The sequence below is a fragment of the Rhizobium sp. X9 genome, assembly GCF_018873185.1.
GTDB classification, from domain to species: Bacteria; Pseudomonadota; Alphaproteobacteria; order Rhizobiales; family Rhizobiaceae; genus Agrobacterium; species Agrobacterium oryzihabitans.
In genome coordinates this window covers 2802734-2819685 of sequence record NZ_CP071311.1, presented here as the reverse complement: position 1 = coordinate 2819685, position 16952 = coordinate 2802734, and the positions used below count along the sequence as shown (strand labels likewise).

The window sequence follows — 16952 nt, the reverse complement described above, 5'->3', positions numbered from 1 at the left end:
ACGTGAAACATTGGCGACCCACGCGGTAGTGCCGATGGTTAGGATAAGGCGCAGGAATATGCACCACTCATTCGATGTCATTGTTATTGGTGGCGGTCACGCGGGCAGTGAGGCAGCAGCTGCGGCTGCCCGGCATGGTGCGAAAACCGCGCTCGTTACCCATAAGCGCGAAACGATTGGTGTGATGTCCTGCAACCCGGCCATCGGTGGCCTTGGTAAGGGCCATCTTGTTCGTGAAATCGACGCGCTGGACGGGTTGATGGGTCGGGTGGCTGATGCTGCGGGAATTCAGTTCCGTATGCTCAATCGTAAAAAGGGCCCAGCCGTGCGCGGGCCTCGCACCCAGGCCGATCGGCGTCTTTACCGAGAGGCGATGCAGCGCGAAATCGATGCCATAGACATGCTCACGATTATTGAAGGGGATGCTTTCGATATCGAAATGGCCGGTGACCGGGTTTCTGCCGTTATCATGGCAAATGGTAGCCGGATTCTCTGTGGCGCCGTTGTTCTGACTAGCGGCACTTTTCTACGCGGACTTATTCATATCGGCTCCGAAAAGATTCCCGCCGGCCGCGTCGGCGAAAAGCCGTCTCTTGGGCTCTCCGAAACGCTTTCCCGTCTCGGTCTTGCCATGGGTCGGCTGAAGACCGGCACGCCCGCGCGCCTTGATGGGCGCACAATCGATTGGAACGCGGTGGATCGCCAGGCTGCCGATGAGGATCCGGTCCCGTTTTCCTTTATGACGGACCGCATCGTCAATCCGCAGATCGAGTGTGGCGTGACCCGCACGACGCCTGCCGGGCACAAGATCATTCAGGACAATATTCATCTGTCGGCGATGTATTCAGGGCAAATTGAAGGCGTCGGTCCGCGCTATTGCCCGTCGATTGAGGATAAGATTACCCGCTTCGGTGAACGCGACGGCCACCAGATCTTTCTGGAGCCGGAAGGCCTGGATGATCACACCATTTATCCGAACGGGATTTCGACGTCTCTCCCCGCTTCTGTCCAGGAGCAATTTATCCGCACCATACCCGGCCTTGAGAACGTGACTATTCTCCAGCCTGGCTATGCAATCGAATATGATTATGTCGATCCGAGGGAGCTTAAGCCGTCTCTGGAATGCCGCAAAATTCCGGGGCTATTTCTTGCAGGGCAGATAAATGGAACGACAGGTTATGAAGAAGCCGCCGCCCAGGGTCTCGTTGCCGGACTGAACGCGTCGCATTATGCCGGCGGCGCGGATGCCATCCATTTCAGCCGCACGGAATCCTATATTGGCGTCATGATTGATGACCTCACCTCGAAAGGTGTTAGCGAGCCCTATCGCATGTTCACATCGAGAGCAGAATATCGACTTTCGCTTCGTGTCGACAATGCCGACCTGCGATTGACGCCCATTGGTCAAGTTGCCGGAATCATAGGCCGTGAACGGCAGGAGCGCTTCGCGAATTTCCTTTCCGATCTTCATCGGGGACGGGAGTTGATGAGGAGCATGTCCATCAGCCCCTCTCAGGCGGCCAAGCAAGGATTGAAGCTCAATCAGGACGGCCAACGTCGCTCGGTTTATGAACTGCTTGCCTATCCTGATATGACTCTTGAAACGCTGACTGAACATTGGCCGGAGCTGCAATCCATCGACAACAAGGTTGCTGAGGTATTGCAGATTGAGGCAAGTTACGCCGTCTACATGCAACGCCAGAGTGCGGATATTGTCGATATCAAGCGCGACGAGGACAGGAAGATTCCCGATGACTTCGATTTTCAGACTTTGTCCGGTCTATCCAATGAGCTGAAACAAAAGCTGGAAAAGGCGCGCCCAGAGAACATTGCACAGGCCGCCCGTGTTGACGGTATGACACCTGCTGCTATATCGCTGCTGCTCGCACTTTTGCGGAAGAGTTCCGCAACGCGAAATGAAAAACTGCGCATGCACCAATAGCGAGTCGGATTATGAAGATAAACGGCCAGAGTGTTTCACGTGAAACACAAGAGAGGCTCGAGCATTTTGTCGAGCTTTTCAAGAAGTGGAATAAAACCACAAATCTGGTGGCGCCTTCGACTCTTACTGAGCTTTGGAGCAGGCACGTCGCTGACAGTGCGCAGATTTTCCAGCTCTCCCCTGCCCCTCAGAAATGGATAGATCTGGGTAGCGGCGGCGGATTTCCCGGCGTCATCACCGCTATTTTTCTTGCGGAGCTTGGCGAAGGCTGGGTCGATCTCGTTGAAAGCAACAATAAGAAAGCTGCATTTCTGCGAATCGCGCTGAAGGAAACCGGCGCGAGAGGCTCTGTTCATCCGGTCAGAATTGAAAAAGCGCCCGAATCCGTTAAAAACTGCGATGCCGTTTCCGCAAGAGCGCTGGCTGAGCTGGATCTGCTGTTCGACTACATCCACCCCTGGGCGCGGAATAATCCAAATCTCAAGGCCTATTTTAATAAAGGCCGGGATTATGATTCCGAAGTGCAGAAAGCACATGGCCGCTGGCAGTTTGATCTGATAAAACATCAGAGTGCCATTGAGGCGGATTCTGTTGTTCTTGAAATCAGAAACCTCATTTTGAGGCACTGACGAACTGACCAGGTGCGGCATGAGCTTTGAAAAATACCGGATAATCGCAGTTGCAAACCAGAAGGGCGGCGTGGGTAAAACGACGACGGCCATCAATCTGGCCACCGCGTTGGCGGCAATTGGCGAGCGCGTGCTGATCATCGATCTTGATCCGCAGGGCAATGCGAGCACAGGACTTGGAATTGACCGTAAAGAGCGTAAGCTCTCGTCCTACGATCTTCTGGTAGGTGATAACACCATTGCCGAAGTTGCGGTCCCGACAGCGGTTCCAAACCTCGATATCGTTCCTTCTACGATGGATCTGCTTGGCTTCGAGATGCAGGTCGCCAATGTCGCCAATCGTGTCTTTCTTCTGCGCGCCGCCATGGAGACGCAGGAAGCGCGAGGCTATTCCTATATCCTCGTAGACTGCCCGCCCTCGTTTAATCTCCTGACCATGAATGCCATGACGGCCGCACATTCCGTGCTGGTGCCGCTGCAATGCGAGTTCTTCGCGCTGGAGGGTCTCAGCCAGTTGCTGGATACCGTCAGCCAGATACGTGGCTCGGTCAACCCGCAGCTCGATATTCAGGGCATCGTTCTAACGATGTTCGATGCGCGCAATAATCTTGCGCAACAGGTCGTGACCGATGTGCGTGCGCATCTGGGTGAGAAGGTTTACCACACTCTCATTCCGCGGAATGTGCGTGTTTCCGAGGCGCCGTCTTATGGTAAGCCTGCCATTCTTTACGACCTGAAATGTGCGGGTAGCCAAGCCTATCTGCAACTGGCGTCTGAAGTGATCCAGAGAGAGCGTCTGCGCAAGGCCGCGTGACGTTTGCCGGACTGTATGGAGTAATATCTTATGAGTGATGATCTTTCCAAGCGTCGTCTCGGACGCGGTCTTGCGGCGCTGATCGGTGAAATGGATCAGCCGGTGCCGGTGGGCGAACCACAGCGTGCCGTCAACGCTGATCGTACCATTCCGATCGAGTTCATCGCTCGCAGCCAGAGAAACCCGCGCCGTCATTTCGATGAGAATGAGCTGCAGGATCTCGCTGCATCCATTCGTCAGCACGGAATTGTTCAGCCGGTGGTGGTGCGGACAGTTGGCGTCAACCGTTACGAGATTATCGCTGGTGAAAGGCGTTGGCGTGCGGCGCAGCTGGCTGGTTTTACCAATGTCCCTGTCATCGTTCGTGATGTCGACGACCGCACGGCACTGGAGCTGGCGATTGTCGAAAACGTGCAGCGTTCCGACCTCAATCCGCTGGAAGAAGCGATGGGTTACGAACAGCTGATCGCCGAGCACGGTTACACCCAGAACGATCTGGGCGAAATTATCGGCAAAAGCCGAAGCCATGTTGCAAACAGCCTCAGGCTTCTGAAGCTTCCCGATCCGGTTCGGGATATGCTGGCCGATGGTTCTCTTTCCGCCGGTCACGCGCGAGCGCTTGTATCGACGTCAGATCCGGCCACTCTGGCAAAGACCATCGTCTCCAAGGGCCTCTCGGTGCGTGATGCCGAGCGTTTGGCGCAAAACGATATCAAGTCGCAGGGTGACGTTGCCGAGAAGCGCCCGGTTGCCGAAAAGGATTCCGATACGGTTGCTCTGGAACGCAGCCTGTCAGACGCTCTCGGCCTGGACGTGAAGATCAGCCACAAGGGTGGCTCCGGGCAAATACGCATCAGCTACCGTACACTGGAGCAACTGGAAGCGATCTGCCGGCTGTTGGAACAGAAATAAGCAAGTACTTGTTTTTATTGAAAAATACCCGCTAAAAGCGGGTATTTTTTATTGCAGTGTTCAAAAGTCGATAGCCCGGCCTTTTATTTCGTAGTCCCCGAAACGAACGGGTTCTGCGCCGCCGCGGCCCCCGGTTTCCGGCGGTAATTGGAGATCCGCCTGCTGTTTGCGGCGTTCTTCCGCTTCCTTCAACGCACGTTCCGCAGCAGGCGAAAGCCGCCTGGCCATCTCCGCGCCGTTGTCATTATCCGCATCCTGCATGAGAATCCTCCCTATGACGGGATATTGAAATATGTTTGCCGTTTACCAGATTATATAATCAAACGCGCTTTATAAACCCCGGAATATTCCCAGATAAATTACGAGGAGAGTTTGACAGATGAACATGATGCGCACGGCAATGCTTCTGGCCTTCATGACGGCATTGTTCATGGGTGTCGGTTTTCTGATTGGCGGCAGGGGTGGCATGATGATCGCTTTCCTCATCGCTGCCGGCATGAACCTCTTCTCCTACTGGAATTCGGACAAGATGGTCCTCTCAGCCTATCGCGCGAGGGAGATCGATGAGGCCAATGCGCCCGAGTTTTTTCACATGATCCGCGATCTCTCGCATAATGCCGGTCTGCCGATGCCTAAGGTCTATATTTACGACAGCCCGCAGCCCAACGCCTTTGCGACGGGAAGAAACCCGCAGAATGCCGCCGTCGCCGCCTCCACGGGTCTGCTGGAGCGTCTGACACCTGAGGAAGTGGCCGGTGTGATGGCGCATGAGCTTGCGCATGTGCAGAACCGGGATACGCTGACAATGACGATCACCGCAACATTGGCTGGTGCGATCTCCATGCTGGGCAATTTCGCGTTCCTGTTCGGTGGCAATCGCGAAAACAACAATAATCCACTTGGTTTCATCGGCGTGCTGGTCGCGATGATCGTGGCGCCGCTGGCTGCGATGCTGGTGCAGATGGCCATCAGCCGCACCCGGGAATATTCGGCTGACCGACGCGGGGCGGAAATCTGCGGCAATCCGCTGTGGCTTGCCTCCGCATTGCAGAAGATTTCCGGCATGGCGCAGCAGATTCACAATGACGATGCTGAGCGCAACCCGGCAACGGCCCATATGTTCATCATCAATCCGCTCTCGGGCGAGCGTATGGACAATCTCTTCTCGACGCATCCCAATACGGAAAACCGGGTCGCCGCGCTGCATGCCATGGCGCAGGAGTTTTCCCCGCGAGGATCGACGCCGGCGCCGTCGAATGATAAGCGTCTGCGCAAATCAGGCTCGGTTCCAAGCACAGGCTCGGGGCGAGGCAATGAAAACGAGCGAAAAGGGCCGTGGTCTTGACATCCGATACGCAGAACAAGCCGGCGCGGTCCAAAAAACCGAGGCCGGCCAATGGTGGGGGCCGCGAAGACGGCCCTTCGTCTTTCCAGGACAAGCCGGGCCTTGCCGCACGCGTTGCCGCGACGCGCATTCTCGCAGCCGTTCTGGAAAAGAAGACCTCGCTCGATGGAATGCTGGACAGCGAAAATGGCAATCCGGTGTACCGCGCGCTGTCCCTTGCGGACCGGGCGCTGGTGAGAGCCATCGTCAACAGCGCACTTAGACATCTGCCGCGTGTCGAGGCGGCATTGTCGATGCTGCTTGATGGCCCCTTGCCGCAGGGCGCCCGCTCGCTGCATCACGTTCTCGTCGTCGGTGCAGCGCAGATGCTTTATCTCGACGTTCCGGATCATTCGGCAGTGGATCTCGCTGTGGAACAGGCCCATCGCGACCCGCGCAACAGGCGCTTCGTCAAGCTGGTGAATGCCGTTTTGCGGCGACTGGGTCGGGAAAAAGCTGATATCGAACAGGCAATCGCGCAGGTCCCGGTACTGCCGGACTGGTTCTATGCGCGTCTGGTTTCCGCCTATGGTGATAAGACTGCCGAACGGATTTCCGAGGCACAGCTGACGCCGTCCTCCATCGATCTTACGGTGAAGGCCGATCCGGCTCTGTGGGCGGAAAAGCTGGGTGGCACGCTCATGCCGAATGGCAGCGTCCGTCTCGGGGAGTTCGAAGGGCAGATCCCGTCGCTGGAGGGCTTTGCCGATGGCGCCTGGTGGGTGCAGGATCTCGCTGCCAGCATGCCGGTGAGGCTGATGGGCGATGTGTCCGGCAAGCGCGTTGCCGATCTTTGTGCCGCTCCAGGCGGCAAGACCGCGCAGCTTGCGCTTGCGGGTGCGAAAGTGACTGCTCTGGACCAATCCGGCAATCGTCTTCGCCGCCTCAGGGAGAATCTCGATCGGCTCGGCCTTCACGCCGAAACGGTGGAGGTCAACATGATGAAGTACCAGCCGGAGCAGCTTTTCGACGCCGTTCTTCTTGATGCTCCCTGCTCGTCAACCGGCACGCTGCGCAAGCATCCCGATGTCTGCTGGACGAAGGATGAAAACGATATCGCCAAACTTGCTACGCTTCAGGGCCAGATGCTGCGGCATGCGCTTACTCTGGTCGATTCCGGAGGCATCGTGGTGTTCTCCAACTGCTCGCTCGATCCTTCTGAAGGGGAAGAGATGATTGCGCAGGTTCTGGCAGAAAACCCCGGTATTGAGCGTGTCGCCGTCCGCAAGGAGGACTGGCCCTCGATGGAGGCTGCTATCACCGCAGAGGGCGATCTTCGCACGACGCCGGATATGTTCGGTGGGGTCGATGGGTTTTTTAGCAGTGTCTTGCGTAAGAAGTAGAAAAAAGCGAAGCTCTCGCGAATCATTAGATATTTATCGATAACGTTCCGGTCATCGCGGTTCACTGATAAAAACAAAACATGTGAACGGGAAACACAGCTTGTTAGGGTCCTTTGCAGGCAGCATGAATGCGGCCGGTCTTCTTTCACGGATGGCGTATCGGCATCTGTGCGTCGGCCTCACGCCTTTGCGCCTGCATGTATCCCGGTTTGCCAATCGTGTTCCCGACGGGCTGGTGGCGGCGCCTACCGATCTGAGGGCGATCGATCCCTATTTTGCCGAGGAATTGTTGCGTGGCCGTATAGCGCTTGCCGGTCGCGTCGTTGAAACCGGTGGCCTCTCGCCATTTCAGGTGGATTACCCTTCGCTGGTTTTTGAGGAACGCTTGCACGCTTTCGGCTGGCTGCGGCATATCCGTTCCGACAGATCGAGCGAGGCGTGCAAGCGCGCGCGCCGTATCGTTGCCGAGTGGATCGCCATCCATGGCAAGCGGCTTGCGGGCGCCGCCTGGTCACCGGAAATTGCGGCGCAGAGGCTGATCGCCTGGCTCTCCCATTCACCCGTCGTTTTATATGAGGCAGATGCGGGCTTTTATCGCCGCTTCCTGAAAAGCCTTGCCTTTCATGTGCGTTACCTCGACAGGATCGTGAAACATGCGCCTGACGGAGAAGCGAGGCTGAGGATCAGGATTGCGCTCGCCATGGCCTCCATTGCCATGCCTACCCGCCTCTCCCGCATTACCCGGCACGGAATGAAGCTGGCTCAGGAAATGGAACGCCAGATTCTCCCCGATGGCGGACATGTTTCGCGCAATCCGCGGGTCATGCTTGATCTCCTGCTTGATCTTTTGCCGCTTCGGCAAAGCTACATCAATCTCGGCCACGATCTGCCCTCGGGGCTTGTGCCGGCGATTGACCGCATGTTTCCGGCAATCCGGTTTTTCCGGCATCAGGGAGGCGATCTCGCGCTGTTCAACGGCGCGACAGCCACGCTGGCCAATGAGCTCGTCTCCGTGCTCCGCTATGATGAAACGGCGGGCCGGCCCTCCAAGGTGCTGCCCGACGTGAACTACCACCGGCTTGCCACCGACGATACCGTTATCATAGTGGATACGGGTTATCCCAGTTCGGCAGAGCTTTCACGCAACGCCCATTCAGGGTGCCTGTCCTTCGAAATGTCTTGCGGCAAGAACCGGTTCATCGTTAATTCCGGTTTTCCGAAAAATGCCGCACCGGAATATCAACGGGCCAGCCGGTCGACGGCCGCCCACTCCACGGTCACGCTTGCGGACACGTCTTCCTGCAAATTGTCCCGATCGAGACTGCTTGGGCCCATCATGATCTCCGGTGTCAGCGAGGTCGATAGCAGGCGCGGAACGGATGGAAACGGCAATGATGTGCTGTGGGCATCGCATGATGGATATCTGCAGAATTTCGGCTGCTATCACGAGCGGGAAATCGAATTGAATGCAGCGGGTACGAAGATAAAAGGCCGCGACCTGCTGCGTGCGGATGAAGATGCAATAAAGACGCAGCTGCAATCCGTTTCGGCAGTATCGCGTTTCCATATCCATCCTCACATCCAGCTGCATCAGCGGGATGAGGAGTCGGTTTATCTTGAAGCGGCGGATGGAACCACCTGGCTGTTCTCCGCGCCGGGGCTGGAGCTTTTCGTCACAGAGGATGTCTTCATGGCCGATGCCTCCGGCATGCGGCCCTCGCAACAGATCGAGTTGCCCTTCAACCTTGCCAATACCCGGGAAATCCGCTGGATCATCGAACGCAAGGCCTAGATGGCTCCGGATGGTTTTCACACGAAAACCGCGTGTAGTTTTCGCCGTTCCGCATCCCCGCTGTTTATTAATACGGCAAGCTGTGTTAACGCGGCGGCAATTGCTGGATCAATCCCCAGTCCAGCCTGTCCTCCCTGTTGAATGGAGTATGCCTGATGGCTGTCGTATCCAAAAAAATCCCCGCTCCCGATAAGGTCAAAATCCGCACGGCACTTCTTTCCGTGTCCGACAAGACGGATATCCTCGAGCTGGCGACGGTTCTGTCGAAGCTTGGCGTCAAGCTCCTGTCGACAGGCGGTACGGCGAAGGCCATCGCCGAGGCGGGCCTGCCGGTGACGGATGTTTCCGATGTAACCAATTTTCCGGAAATCATGGACGGCCGGGTCAAGACCTTGCATCCCAATGTGCATGGCGGCCTTCTGGCCATCCGTGATGATGCCGACCATGTCGAGGCCATGAAGGCGCATGGTATCGAGGCGATTGATCTCTCGGTCATAAACCTTTATCCGTTTGAGGAAGTTCGCGCCAAGGGCGGCGATTATCCGACAACGGTCGAGAATATCGACATCGGCGGCCCGGCGATGATCCGCGCTTCGGCCAAGAACCACGCTTATGTCACTGTTGTCACCGATCCTTCAGACTACCCGGCACTGGTTGAAGCCCTGCAGGCGGATGACGGCCAGACATCCTATGCGCTGCGCCAGAGATTTGCCGCCAAGGCCTATGCCCGCACGGCCGCTTATGATGCGGTGATTTCCAACTGGTTTGCCCAGGCTCTTTCCATCGAGACGCCGGACTACCGGGCCATTGGCGGCGCGCTGAAGGAAAAGATGCGTTATGGCGAGAACCCGCATCAAAGTGCCGGCTTCTACCTGACCGGCGAAAAGCGTCCGGGCGTTGCAACGGCAACGCTTCTCCAGGGCAAGCAGCTTTCCTACAATAACATCAACGACACGGATGCGGCTTACGAGCTTGTGGCGGAGTTCCTGCCGGAAAACGCGCCGGCTGTTGCCATCATCAAGCACGCAAACCCCTGTGGCGTTGCAACCGGTCCCACGCTTGCCGAAGCTTACCGCCGGGCGCTGGCTTGCGATTCCGTTTCGGCATTCGGTGGTGTCATTGCGTTGAACCGCACGCTCGATGCGGAAACGGCGGAAGAGATTGTCAAGCTCTTTACCGAGGTCATCATTGCACCCGATGTTACGGAAGAGGCCAAGGCAATCATTGCCCGCAAGCCAAACCTTCGCCTGCTGGCTGCAGGCGGCCTGCCTGATCCGCGCGCAGCCGGTATCACGGCCAAGACCGTTTCGGGTGGCCTGCTCGTGCAGAGCCGTGACAACGGTATGGTCGAGGATCTTGAGCTGAAGGTTGTCACCAAGCGCGCGCCGACGGCGCAGGAACTTGAAGACATGAAATTTGCCTTCAAGATTGCCAAGCATGTGAAATCCAACGCCGTCATCTATGCCAAGGATGGCCAGACCGCTGGTATTGGCGCCGGTCAGATGAGCCGGGTCGATTCCGCCCGGATCGCCGCCCTGAAGGCGGAGGATGCGGCCAAGGCGCTTGGGCTCACTGAGCCCCTGACACGTGGCTCTGCCGTGGCGTCGGAAGCGTTCTATCCGTTCGCCGACGGTCTGCTTGCTGCGATTGCCGCAGGTGCCACCGCCGTCATCCAGCCGGGTGGTTCCATGCGCGATCAGGAAGTGATCGACGCGGCGAATGAGCATGATGTGACGATGGTCTTTACCGGCATGCGCCACTTCCGCCACTGAGCGAGAATACCCTACTCGAATGGGAAAAGGCCCGGGAAGTGATTTCCGGGCCTTTTGTTTCACGTGGGACAGTCGGATTTCATTTCCCGCATTTTCCGGATGCAGAACCGCTACGCAGTTTTACTGGAATGCTCAGGTTCAGGTCACCGCTCCTACCTGCCACGGTACGAATTCGTTGTCGCCGTAGTCGTAAATCTCACTGACAGTCTTATCACCGGACGCGACCGCCAGAATGTGCTCGAAAATTCGTTTGCCGGATTCCTCAATGGTTTCCGCGCCAGTAACGATCTCGCCGCAGTTGAGATCCATGTCTTCCTTCATGTGTTCATACATTTCGGAATTGGTGGCGATCTTGATGCACGGCGCCGGCTTGAACCCTGATACGGAGCCGCGGCCGGTGGTGAAACAGATGACGTTGCAGCCGCCGGCAACCTGGCCGGTGACGGCAACCGGATCGTAACCGGGCGTATCCATGAAAACGAAGCCCTGTTCGGTCACGGTTTCCGCAAATTCATAAACGGCTTTCAGCGGCATGGAGCCGCCCTTGGCGACCGCACCCAGCGATTTTTCCAGAATGGTGGTCAGGCCGCCGAGCTTGTTGCCGTGGGACGGGTTGTTGTTCAGTTCGTCACCATTACGGGCGGTATAATCCCGCCACCAGTCGATGCGCTGCAACAGCTTTTCAGCAACGGCAGGTGTGATGGCCCGCTTCGTCAGGAGGTGCTCGGCGCCGTAGATTTCCGGTGTCTCTGAAAGAACCGTCGTGCCGCCGTTACGGACAATGAGATCGGAGGCGTAACCGAGTGCCGGGTTCGCCGATATGCCGGAATAGCCGTCAGAGCCACCACATTCCAGCGCCACTTTCAGTTTTGAAAGGGGTTGTTCGGTTCTGCGGGCGGCATTGACCATCGGCAGCATGGCTTTGATCTCGGCAATCGCCGCGTCGATCGTCTTGCGCGTGCCGCCATGCTGCTGGATGGTCATGGTGCGCAGGCGCTCGCCTTCCTCCATCTTGTAGTGCTCGAGGATGGGGGCGATCTGGTTTGTTTCGCAACCGAGGCCGATCAGCAGAATGCCGCCGAAATTGGGATGGCGGGCATAACCCTGAATGGTGCGGATCAGAAGGCGGTATCCTTCCGATTTCGTGTTGAGCGCGCAGCCGCCGCCATGCGTCAGCGCCACGACACCATCGACATTGTCGAAACCTTCAAGGCCGCCCTGCTTGTTGAAATAATCGGCGATGTAGCGCGATACCGTGGCGGAACAGTTCACCGAAGCGATCACGCCGATGTAGTTGCGCGTGCCGACGCCACCGAGACCGCGATCATAACCCATGAAGGTCCGGCGGTCGGCTTCGGGCACCATACCCTTTTCTTCGATATCGACACTGAACTGATGCGCATGTTCGGAGGGCACCATGGCGAGATTGTGCAGATGCACGTGCCGGCCAGGCTCGATATCCTGTGTGGCGATGCCGATTACCTGCCCGTATTTCAGGACCTCGTCTCCGGATCTGATGAGCTTCAGGGCCACCTTGTGTCCGCGTCCGATCAGTTCAAGCGCCGTCAGATCGCCCCTGCCCGTCGCACCACCGGCCGGAATGGACCGGCGCGCCACCGCGACATTGTCGTTGGCGTTCAGCAAAATGGTTGCCTCGGAATTCTCACTCACGGGTTTTCCTCCTCCCGGTATATTGCCTGCTATATTTTAGATTCAACTATCAACCCAGCGCCTCTTGGAGCCTTCGAGATGGATGTGCATTGCGGCCTGCGCCAGCAGCGGGTCTTTCAGCTCCAGTGCCGCCAGAATGGCCTCGTGTTCCTGAAGGGCGAAGGCCCAGGTGTCGCGATCCTCAAATTTCACGCGCAGCTGGGCCGAAATGGGGCTGTGCCGCTCATCAAAGAGGTTTGCCACCAGCCGCGCCAGAACGCTGTTTCCGGATTGTTCGGCAATGGTGACATGAAACAGCCGGTCCTGATCGAGAGGCTTGCGTCCCGCCTCGATTTCCTTCTGCATGGTGTTCAGTATCTGGCGAAGGCTGGCTATGGTTTCCTCCGTCATGCGGCTTGCCGCCAAAACGATGGTTGCCCCTTCCAATGCCGCCCGCGCCTGCATCAGTTCAGACGGGCTGTCGCCCAGCGACTTGGTGTGATGGGTGGTCTGCAGAGCTTCGGTTGATACATAGACACCGGAACCCATGCGAATTTCGACGGTGTTGTCGATTTCCAGTGCGATCAGCGCCTCGCGCAGGGATGGTCTGGAGACGCCGAGTTTCTGTGCCAGTTCCCGTTCCGCCGGAAGCCGCGTTCCGGGCAAAAACTCGCCCAAATCGATGAGCTCGCGTATCTGGTCCGCAATCTGCTGATAAAGCCTGCGTGGTTCCGCTATTTTGGCCTGACCATTCATGTGTTTTCTAACGAGCCCTGTCTTTAATCTGCATTTGGCCTTACCGTAACGCCAAGCGTATCGATACGCAAGGAATTACTTAAATATAAGAATTTACAACACTATTACGGATTTTAGTTCTTGATGATTTTGTTCTTTCTTGAACCCCTATCCGAATTTTGACCAAATTGGCTTGACCATTCCAGAAAACCGGCCTAACCATTTGGCCTGTTCATGGTACCCCGGTGGAGCGGGGAGCACGGGTGGGAGGTTTCCAGATGTCGCAGGGCGCATCGACAATTCGGGGCGATTTTTCGCCTGAGGAGATGGCGCGCGACGAGCGGTCCGTTCTTCTGCGTCTTGAAAACATCAGCAAGGAATTCCCGGGCGTCAAGGCGCTGTCGAACGTGCATTTCGATTTGCGCAGCGGCGAAGTGCATGCCGTCTGCGGCGAAAATGGCGCGGGAAAATCGACGCTGATGAAAATCGTCAGCGGCGTCTATCAGCCGAGCGACGGCACGATCCTGCATAAGGACGTTAAGGTGCAATATGCATCGCCGCTGGAGTCCGAAGCCGCCGGCATCGCCATCATCCATCAGGAACTCAACCTCGTTCCGCATCTCTCCGTCGCCGAAAACATCTATCTCGCCCGCGAGCCACGGCGGGGTTTCCTCGTTGATCGCAAGAAGCTGCGGCTCGATGCCAAGCGCTGTCTTGATCGGCTTGGCGTCGATATTGACCCGGACCAGATCGTCCGCGGTCTGTCGGTCGCCCAATGTCAGATGGTGGAGATTGCCAAGGCTCTTTCTCTCGATGCTGAAGTCCTCATCATGGACGAGCCTACCTCCTCGCTGACCGAGCAGGAAACCCGGCTGCTGTTCAAGGTCATCCGTGATCTCAAGGCATCCGGCGTCGGCATCGTCTATATTTCCCACCGTCTCGATGAAATGGCCGAGATCGTCGACCGGGTAACGGTTCTGCGCGACGGACGCTATATTTCGACCGATGATTTCGCGTCGATCACCGTTGACGATATCGTCACGCGCATGGTCGGACGTTCTCTCGAGGACAAATTCCCCGAGCGCACCTCGCATCCTACGCAAGACATTATCTTCTCCGTGGAAGGGCTGACACGCAGCGGCGTGTTCCACGATGTCGGTTTTTCGCTGCGCCGGGGTGAAATTCTCGGTTTTGCCGGGCTGATGGGTGCGGGTCGAACCGAGGTTGCGCGGGCGATCTTTGGCGCCGATCCTCTGGATGCGGGCAAGATCGTTTTTAATGGGCGCGAACTTTCGATCAACTCACCGCAGGACGCCATCAGGGAAGGCATCGCCTATCTCTCGGAAGACCGAAAGAGTGATGGTCTCGCGATCAAAATGTCGGTTGCGGCCAATACGACGCTTGCCAATATCGGCGAGGTGTCCAACCGTTTCGGACTGATCGATTTCAAGAAACATGACGATGTCGCTAAGCGTTATGTCGATCTTCTGAATATTCGCACGCCCTCGATCGAGCAGACGGTGCGGCTGCTCTCGGGCGGCAATCAGCAGAAAATCATTATCGGCAAATGGCTGTTCCGGCAGTCGCGCGTGTTGTTCTTCGATGAGCCGACACGCGGCATCGATGTCGGCGCGAAATTTGCGATCTACAAGATCATGGATGAACTGGCCGCACAGGGGATTGGTGTCATTCTCATCAGTTCGGAACTGCCGGAAATTCTGGGGCTGACGGATCGTATCGCCGTCTTCCACCAGGGCCGCATCACGGGCGTGCTTGAGACCGCCAAGACCAATCAGGAAGAAATCATGCGGTATGCGTCCGGTTACGGCCGGGCCGCGCAGTGAGGAACGACATGGCTAATATTGCAGAACCCAAGAAGAGCTTCGCCTTCAGCGACCGCCAGAAGGATATTATCCAGAAGTTTGCGGCGCTTGGCAGTCTAGTTGTGCTGGTTATGGTGTTTTCCGCCACCAGCAGCGCCTTCTTCTCCGTCAACAATGCCATGACCATTGCGCTTCAGGTCACGTCCATCGCCCTGCTCGGCATCGGTGCGACCTGCGTCATCATCACCGGCGGCATCGATCTTTCCGTCGGCTCTGTGCTTGCCCTGGCGGGGGTCGTCGCCGCCCTTGCGGTGAAGGAACTTGGCATGCCGGTGCCGGTCGGCATGTTTCTCGGTGTTCTGACGGGGTCGCTCTGCGGTCTCATCAACGGCCTTCTGGTTACCCGCTTCAAGCTGCCGCCCTTTATCGCCACTCTCGGCATGATGCTGATTGCCCGCGGCGTGGCGCTGCAGATCACCGGCGCGCGCGCGGTTTCCGGTCTTGGCGAATCCTTCGGCGAACTTGGCAATGGCGCTCTCTTCCGCATCGTCAACATCGGTGATGACGGCTTTCCGAACGTGGTGTTCCCGGGCATTCCCTACCCTGTCATCCTGATGGTGGTGATTGCACTTGCCGTCTCCTTCATGCTCAACCGCTCGATCCTCGGCCGTCATATCTATGCCGTTGGCTCCAATGCGGAAGCCGCACGTCTTTCCGGCGTCAACGTCGCCCGCGTCACCAATTTCACCTACATCCTGTCCGGCACGCTCGCAGGGTTGACGGGTTGCGTGCTGATGTCGCGCCTCGTCACCGCCCAGCCGAATGAGGGCGTGATGTATGAGCTGGATGCAATCGCCAGCGCCGTCATCGGCGGCACATCGCTCATCGGCGGCGTGGGTACGATTTCCGGCACGGCCATCGGTGCCTTTGTCATCGGCATCCTGCGCAACGGTCTCAATATGAATGGCGTCTCCGCCTTCACGCAACAGATCATCATCGGCCTCGTCATTCTGGTCACCGTCTGGATCGACCAGTTGCGAAACCGCCGCTGATCAAAGGGCTGCGGACCCTTTCCGCAAAAAGATCGGCAGGGGAGGCCCGGTATGCCGACATCACGGAGGAAGAAATGAAGAAAATTGCGACTGCCCTTTTGACATCCGCAATCGCGCTGTGGAGCGTCTCCACCGTGCAGGCCGGCGAAATCGCCGTCATCGTCAAAACCGTCAACTCCACCTTCTGGCAGAACGTCCAGAAGGGCGCCGATGCGGCGATGAAGAACTCTTCCGGCAACACCATGACCTTCCAGGGTCCGGCTGCCGAATCCGCCATCGCCGACCAGGTCAACATGGTCGAAAACGCGATCAACCGTAAGGTCGCAGGCATCGTTCTCGCCCCTTCCGATCCGGATGCGCTGGTGCCGGCCGTCAAGAAGGCCTGGGAGGCCCGCATTCCCGTGGTTCTGATCGACTCGCAGCTCGCTCAGGGTTCCGAGCAGTATTACCAGTCCTTCCTCGCGACCGATAACAAGAAAGCCGGCGAACTGGCAGCGCAGGCGCTGATCGACAAGGTTGGCAAGGAAGGCAAGATCGCCGTCATGTCTTACGTGGCCGGTGCCGGTTCGGAAATCGGCCGTGTCGGTGGTTTCACCGACTACATCCAGATGAATTCCAACCTGAAGATCGTCGGCCCGTTCTATTCGCAGTCGCAGATGGCGACGGCGCTGAACCAGACGACCGACGTTCTGGCCGCCAATTCCGATCTCAAGGGCATCTTCGGCGCCAATGAGCCGACCGCCATCGGGGTTGGCCGTGCGCTTGCCCAGACCGGCAAGGCGGGCAAGGTCGTCGGCATCGGTTTTGACGGCAACCAGGACCTTCAGGGCTTCGTCAAGGACGGCACGCTCGCCGGCATCGTTGTTCAGGGTTCCTACCAGATGGGCGAAAAGGGCGTGGAGACCATCTCCAAGCTCATCAACAAGGAAAAGGTCGAGAAGTTCGTCGACACTGGCGTCGTTGTTGTCACCAAGGACAATATCGAGAAGCCGGAAGCCAAGAACGTTCTTTACTGATGCGTGACGGCGCGCCGCTTTGGCGGCGCGCCTCAAAATTTTGAGATGCGGGATTTCAGGCGAAAACCGCTCACCGTTTTTCGCCATC

General features: G+C 57.5%; 14 protein-coding genes. 11 read left to right on the top strand and 3 right to left on the bottom strand.

From position 1 onward, the window contains the following. Window positions 1–58 precede the first annotated feature (58 nt). Genes mnmG through JZY08_RS13530 form a run of 4 tightly spaced genes read left to right on the top strand, consistent with a single transcriptional unit; the run spans window position 59 to window position 4297 of the window. Window positions 59–1942 carry a tRNA uridine-5-carboxymethylaminomethyl(34) synthesis enzyme MnmG gene (gene mnmG, locus JZY08_RS13545; RefSeq protein ID WP_216330428.1) on the top strand — a complete coding sequence of 628 codons (1884 nt, stop codon included), beginning with the start codon at window positions 59–61 and terminating at the stop codon, window positions 1940–1942. A gap of 11 nt (window positions 1943–1953) precedes the next feature. Beyond that, a complete protein-coding gene (rsmG, locus tag JZY08_RS13540; protein ID WP_003492776.1) occupies window positions 1954–2571 on the top strand; it encodes a 16S rRNA (guanine(527)-N(7))-methyltransferase RsmG in 618 nt (205 codons plus the stop codon). Between the two features lie 19 nt (window positions 2572–2590). Further along, the gene (locus tag JZY08_RS13535) at window positions 2591–3385 is read left to right on the top strand and encodes a ParA family protein (RefSeq protein WP_216330427.1); all 795 of its coding nucleotides are present in this window, start codon (window positions 2591–2593) and stop codon (window positions 3383–3385) included. 30 nt (window positions 3386–3415) lie between these two features. Continuing rightward, window positions 3416–4297, top strand: a complete 882-nt coding sequence (locus tag JZY08_RS13530) for a ParB/RepB/Spo0J family partition protein (protein WP_216330426.1) — start codon at window positions 3416–3418, stop codon at window positions 4295–4297. A gap of 60 nt (window positions 4298–4357) precedes the next feature. Here the strand turns inward: JZY08_RS13530 and JZY08_RS13525 are convergent, their stop codons facing one another. Beyond that, on the bottom strand, window positions 4358–4558 hold the full coding sequence (locus tag JZY08_RS13525; RefSeq protein ID WP_003492771.1) for a DUF1674 domain-containing protein: 201 nt from the start codon (window positions 4556–4558) through the stop codon (window positions 4358–4360). A gap of 118 nt (window positions 4559–4676) precedes the next feature. Between JZY08_RS13525 and htpX the strand changes: the two genes are divergently transcribed. The 4 genes from htpX (at window position 4677) to purH (ending at window position 10588) form a co-directional block, all read left to right on the top strand. Further along, window positions 4677–5642: a zinc metalloprotease HtpX gene (htpX, locus tag JZY08_RS13520; protein ID WP_003492769.1), complete on the top strand. Its 966-nt coding sequence runs from the start codon at window positions 4677–4679 to the stop codon at window positions 5640–5642. After that, window positions 5639–7024 carry an RsmB/NOP family class I SAM-dependent RNA methyltransferase gene (locus tag JZY08_RS13515; RefSeq protein WP_216331564.1) on the top strand — a complete coding sequence of 462 codons (1386 nt, stop codon included), beginning with the start codon at window positions 5639–5641 and terminating at the stop codon, window positions 7022–7024. Before htpX ends, JZY08_RS13515 begins: the two co-directional genes overlap by 4 nt. A 124-nt stretch (window positions 7025–7148) precedes the next feature. After that, entirely contained in the window at window positions 7149–8816 is a 1668-nt protein-coding gene (locus tag JZY08_RS13510; protein WP_216331563.1) for a heparinase II/III family protein, read from the top strand. 155 nt (window positions 8817–8971) lie between these two features. After that, a complete protein-coding gene (gene purH / locus JZY08_RS13505) occupies window positions 8972–10588 on the top strand; it encodes a bifunctional phosphoribosylaminoimidazolecarboxamide formyltransferase/IMP cyclohydrolase (RefSeq protein WP_216330425.1) in 1617 nt (538 codons plus the stop codon). Between the two features lie 138 nt (window positions 10589–10726). On the opposite strand, the gene JZY08_RS13500 is transcribed toward purH, so the two are convergent. Together JZY08_RS13500 and JZY08_RS13495 are read right to left on the bottom strand one after the other, a co-directional pair. Continuing rightward, the gene (locus tag JZY08_RS13500; RefSeq protein ID WP_003492761.1) at window positions 10727–12259 is read right to left on the bottom strand and encodes a UxaA family hydrolase; all 1533 of its coding nucleotides are present in this window, start codon (window positions 12257–12259) and stop codon (window positions 10727–10729) included. A 42-nt stretch (window positions 12260–12301) separates the two neighbouring features. After that, window positions 12302–12994 carry a FadR/GntR family transcriptional regulator gene (locus tag JZY08_RS13495; RefSeq protein ID WP_003492759.1) on the bottom strand — a complete coding sequence of 231 codons (693 nt, stop codon included), beginning with the start codon at window positions 12992–12994 and terminating at the stop codon, window positions 12302–12304. A 257-nt stretch (window positions 12995–13251) separates the two neighbouring features. On the opposite strand from JZY08_RS13495, the gene JZY08_RS13490 reads away from it, so the two are divergent. The 3 genes from JZY08_RS13490 (at window position 13252) to JZY08_RS13480 (ending at window position 16864) form a co-directional block, all read left to right on the top strand. Further along, complete coding sequence (locus JZY08_RS13490; RefSeq protein WP_216330424.1) at window positions 13252–14817, top strand: sugar ABC transporter ATP-binding protein; 1566 nt, start codon at window positions 13252–13254, stop codon at window positions 14815–14817. Between the two features lie 8 nt (window positions 14818–14825). Further along, window positions 14826–15848, top strand: coding sequence for an ABC transporter permease (locus tag JZY08_RS13485; protein WP_003492755.1), 1023 nt, complete (start codon window positions 14826–14828; stop codon window positions 15846–15848). 74 nt (window positions 15849–15922) lie between these two features. Further along, window positions 15923–16864, top strand: a complete 942-nt coding sequence (locus tag JZY08_RS13480; protein WP_003492753.1) for an ABC transporter substrate-binding protein — start codon at window positions 15923–15925, stop codon at window positions 16862–16864. The last annotated feature ends 88 nt before the right edge of the window (window positions 16865–16952 follow it).

What these genes read in the sequence shown, in the direction of transcription:
- htpX (WP_003492769.1), top strand. Translation starts at nt 4,677, where the DNA reads ATGAACATGATGCGCACGGCAATGCTTCTGGCCTTCATGACGGCATTG.
- rsmG (WP_003492776.1), top strand. Translation starts at nt 1,954, where the DNA reads ATGAAGATAAACGGCCAGAGTGTTTCACGTGAAACACAAGAGAGGCTC.
- JZY08_RS13490 (WP_216330424.1), top strand. Translation starts at nt 13,252, where the DNA reads ATGTCGCAGGGCGCATCGACAATTCGGGGCGATTTTTCGCCTGAGGAG.
- JZY08_RS13525 (WP_003492771.1), bottom strand. Translation starts at nt 4,558, where the DNA reads ATGCAGGATGCGGATAATGACAACGGCGCGGAGATGGCCAGGCGGCTT.
- JZY08_RS13480 (WP_003492753.1), top strand. Translation starts at nt 15,923, where the DNA reads ATGAAGAAAATTGCGACTGCCCTTTTGACATCCGCAATCGCGCTGTGG.
- JZY08_RS13510 (WP_216331563.1), top strand. Translation starts at nt 7,149, where the DNA reads ATGAATGCGGCCGGTCTTCTTTCACGGATGGCGTATCGGCATCTGTGC.
- JZY08_RS13530 (WP_216330426.1), top strand. Translation starts at nt 3,416, where the DNA reads ATGAGTGATGATCTTTCCAAGCGTCGTCTCGGACGCGGTCTTGCGGCG.
- mnmG (WP_216330428.1), top strand. Translation starts at nt 59, where the DNA reads ATGCACCACTCATTCGATGTCATTGTTATTGGTGGCGGTCACGCGGGC.
- JZY08_RS13535 (WP_216330427.1), top strand. Translation starts at nt 2,591, where the DNA reads ATGAGCTTTGAAAAATACCGGATAATCGCAGTTGCAAACCAGAAGGGC.
- JZY08_RS13485 (WP_003492755.1), top strand. Translation starts at nt 14,826, where the DNA reads ATGGCTAATATTGCAGAACCCAAGAAGAGCTTCGCCTTCAGCGACCGC.
- purH (WP_216330425.1), top strand. Translation starts at nt 8,972, where the DNA reads ATGGCTGTCGTATCCAAAAAAATCCCCGCTCCCGATAAGGTCAAAATC.
- JZY08_RS13495 (WP_003492759.1), bottom strand. Translation starts at nt 12,994, where the DNA reads ATGAATGGTCAGGCCAAAATAGCGGAACCACGCAGGCTTTATCAGCAG.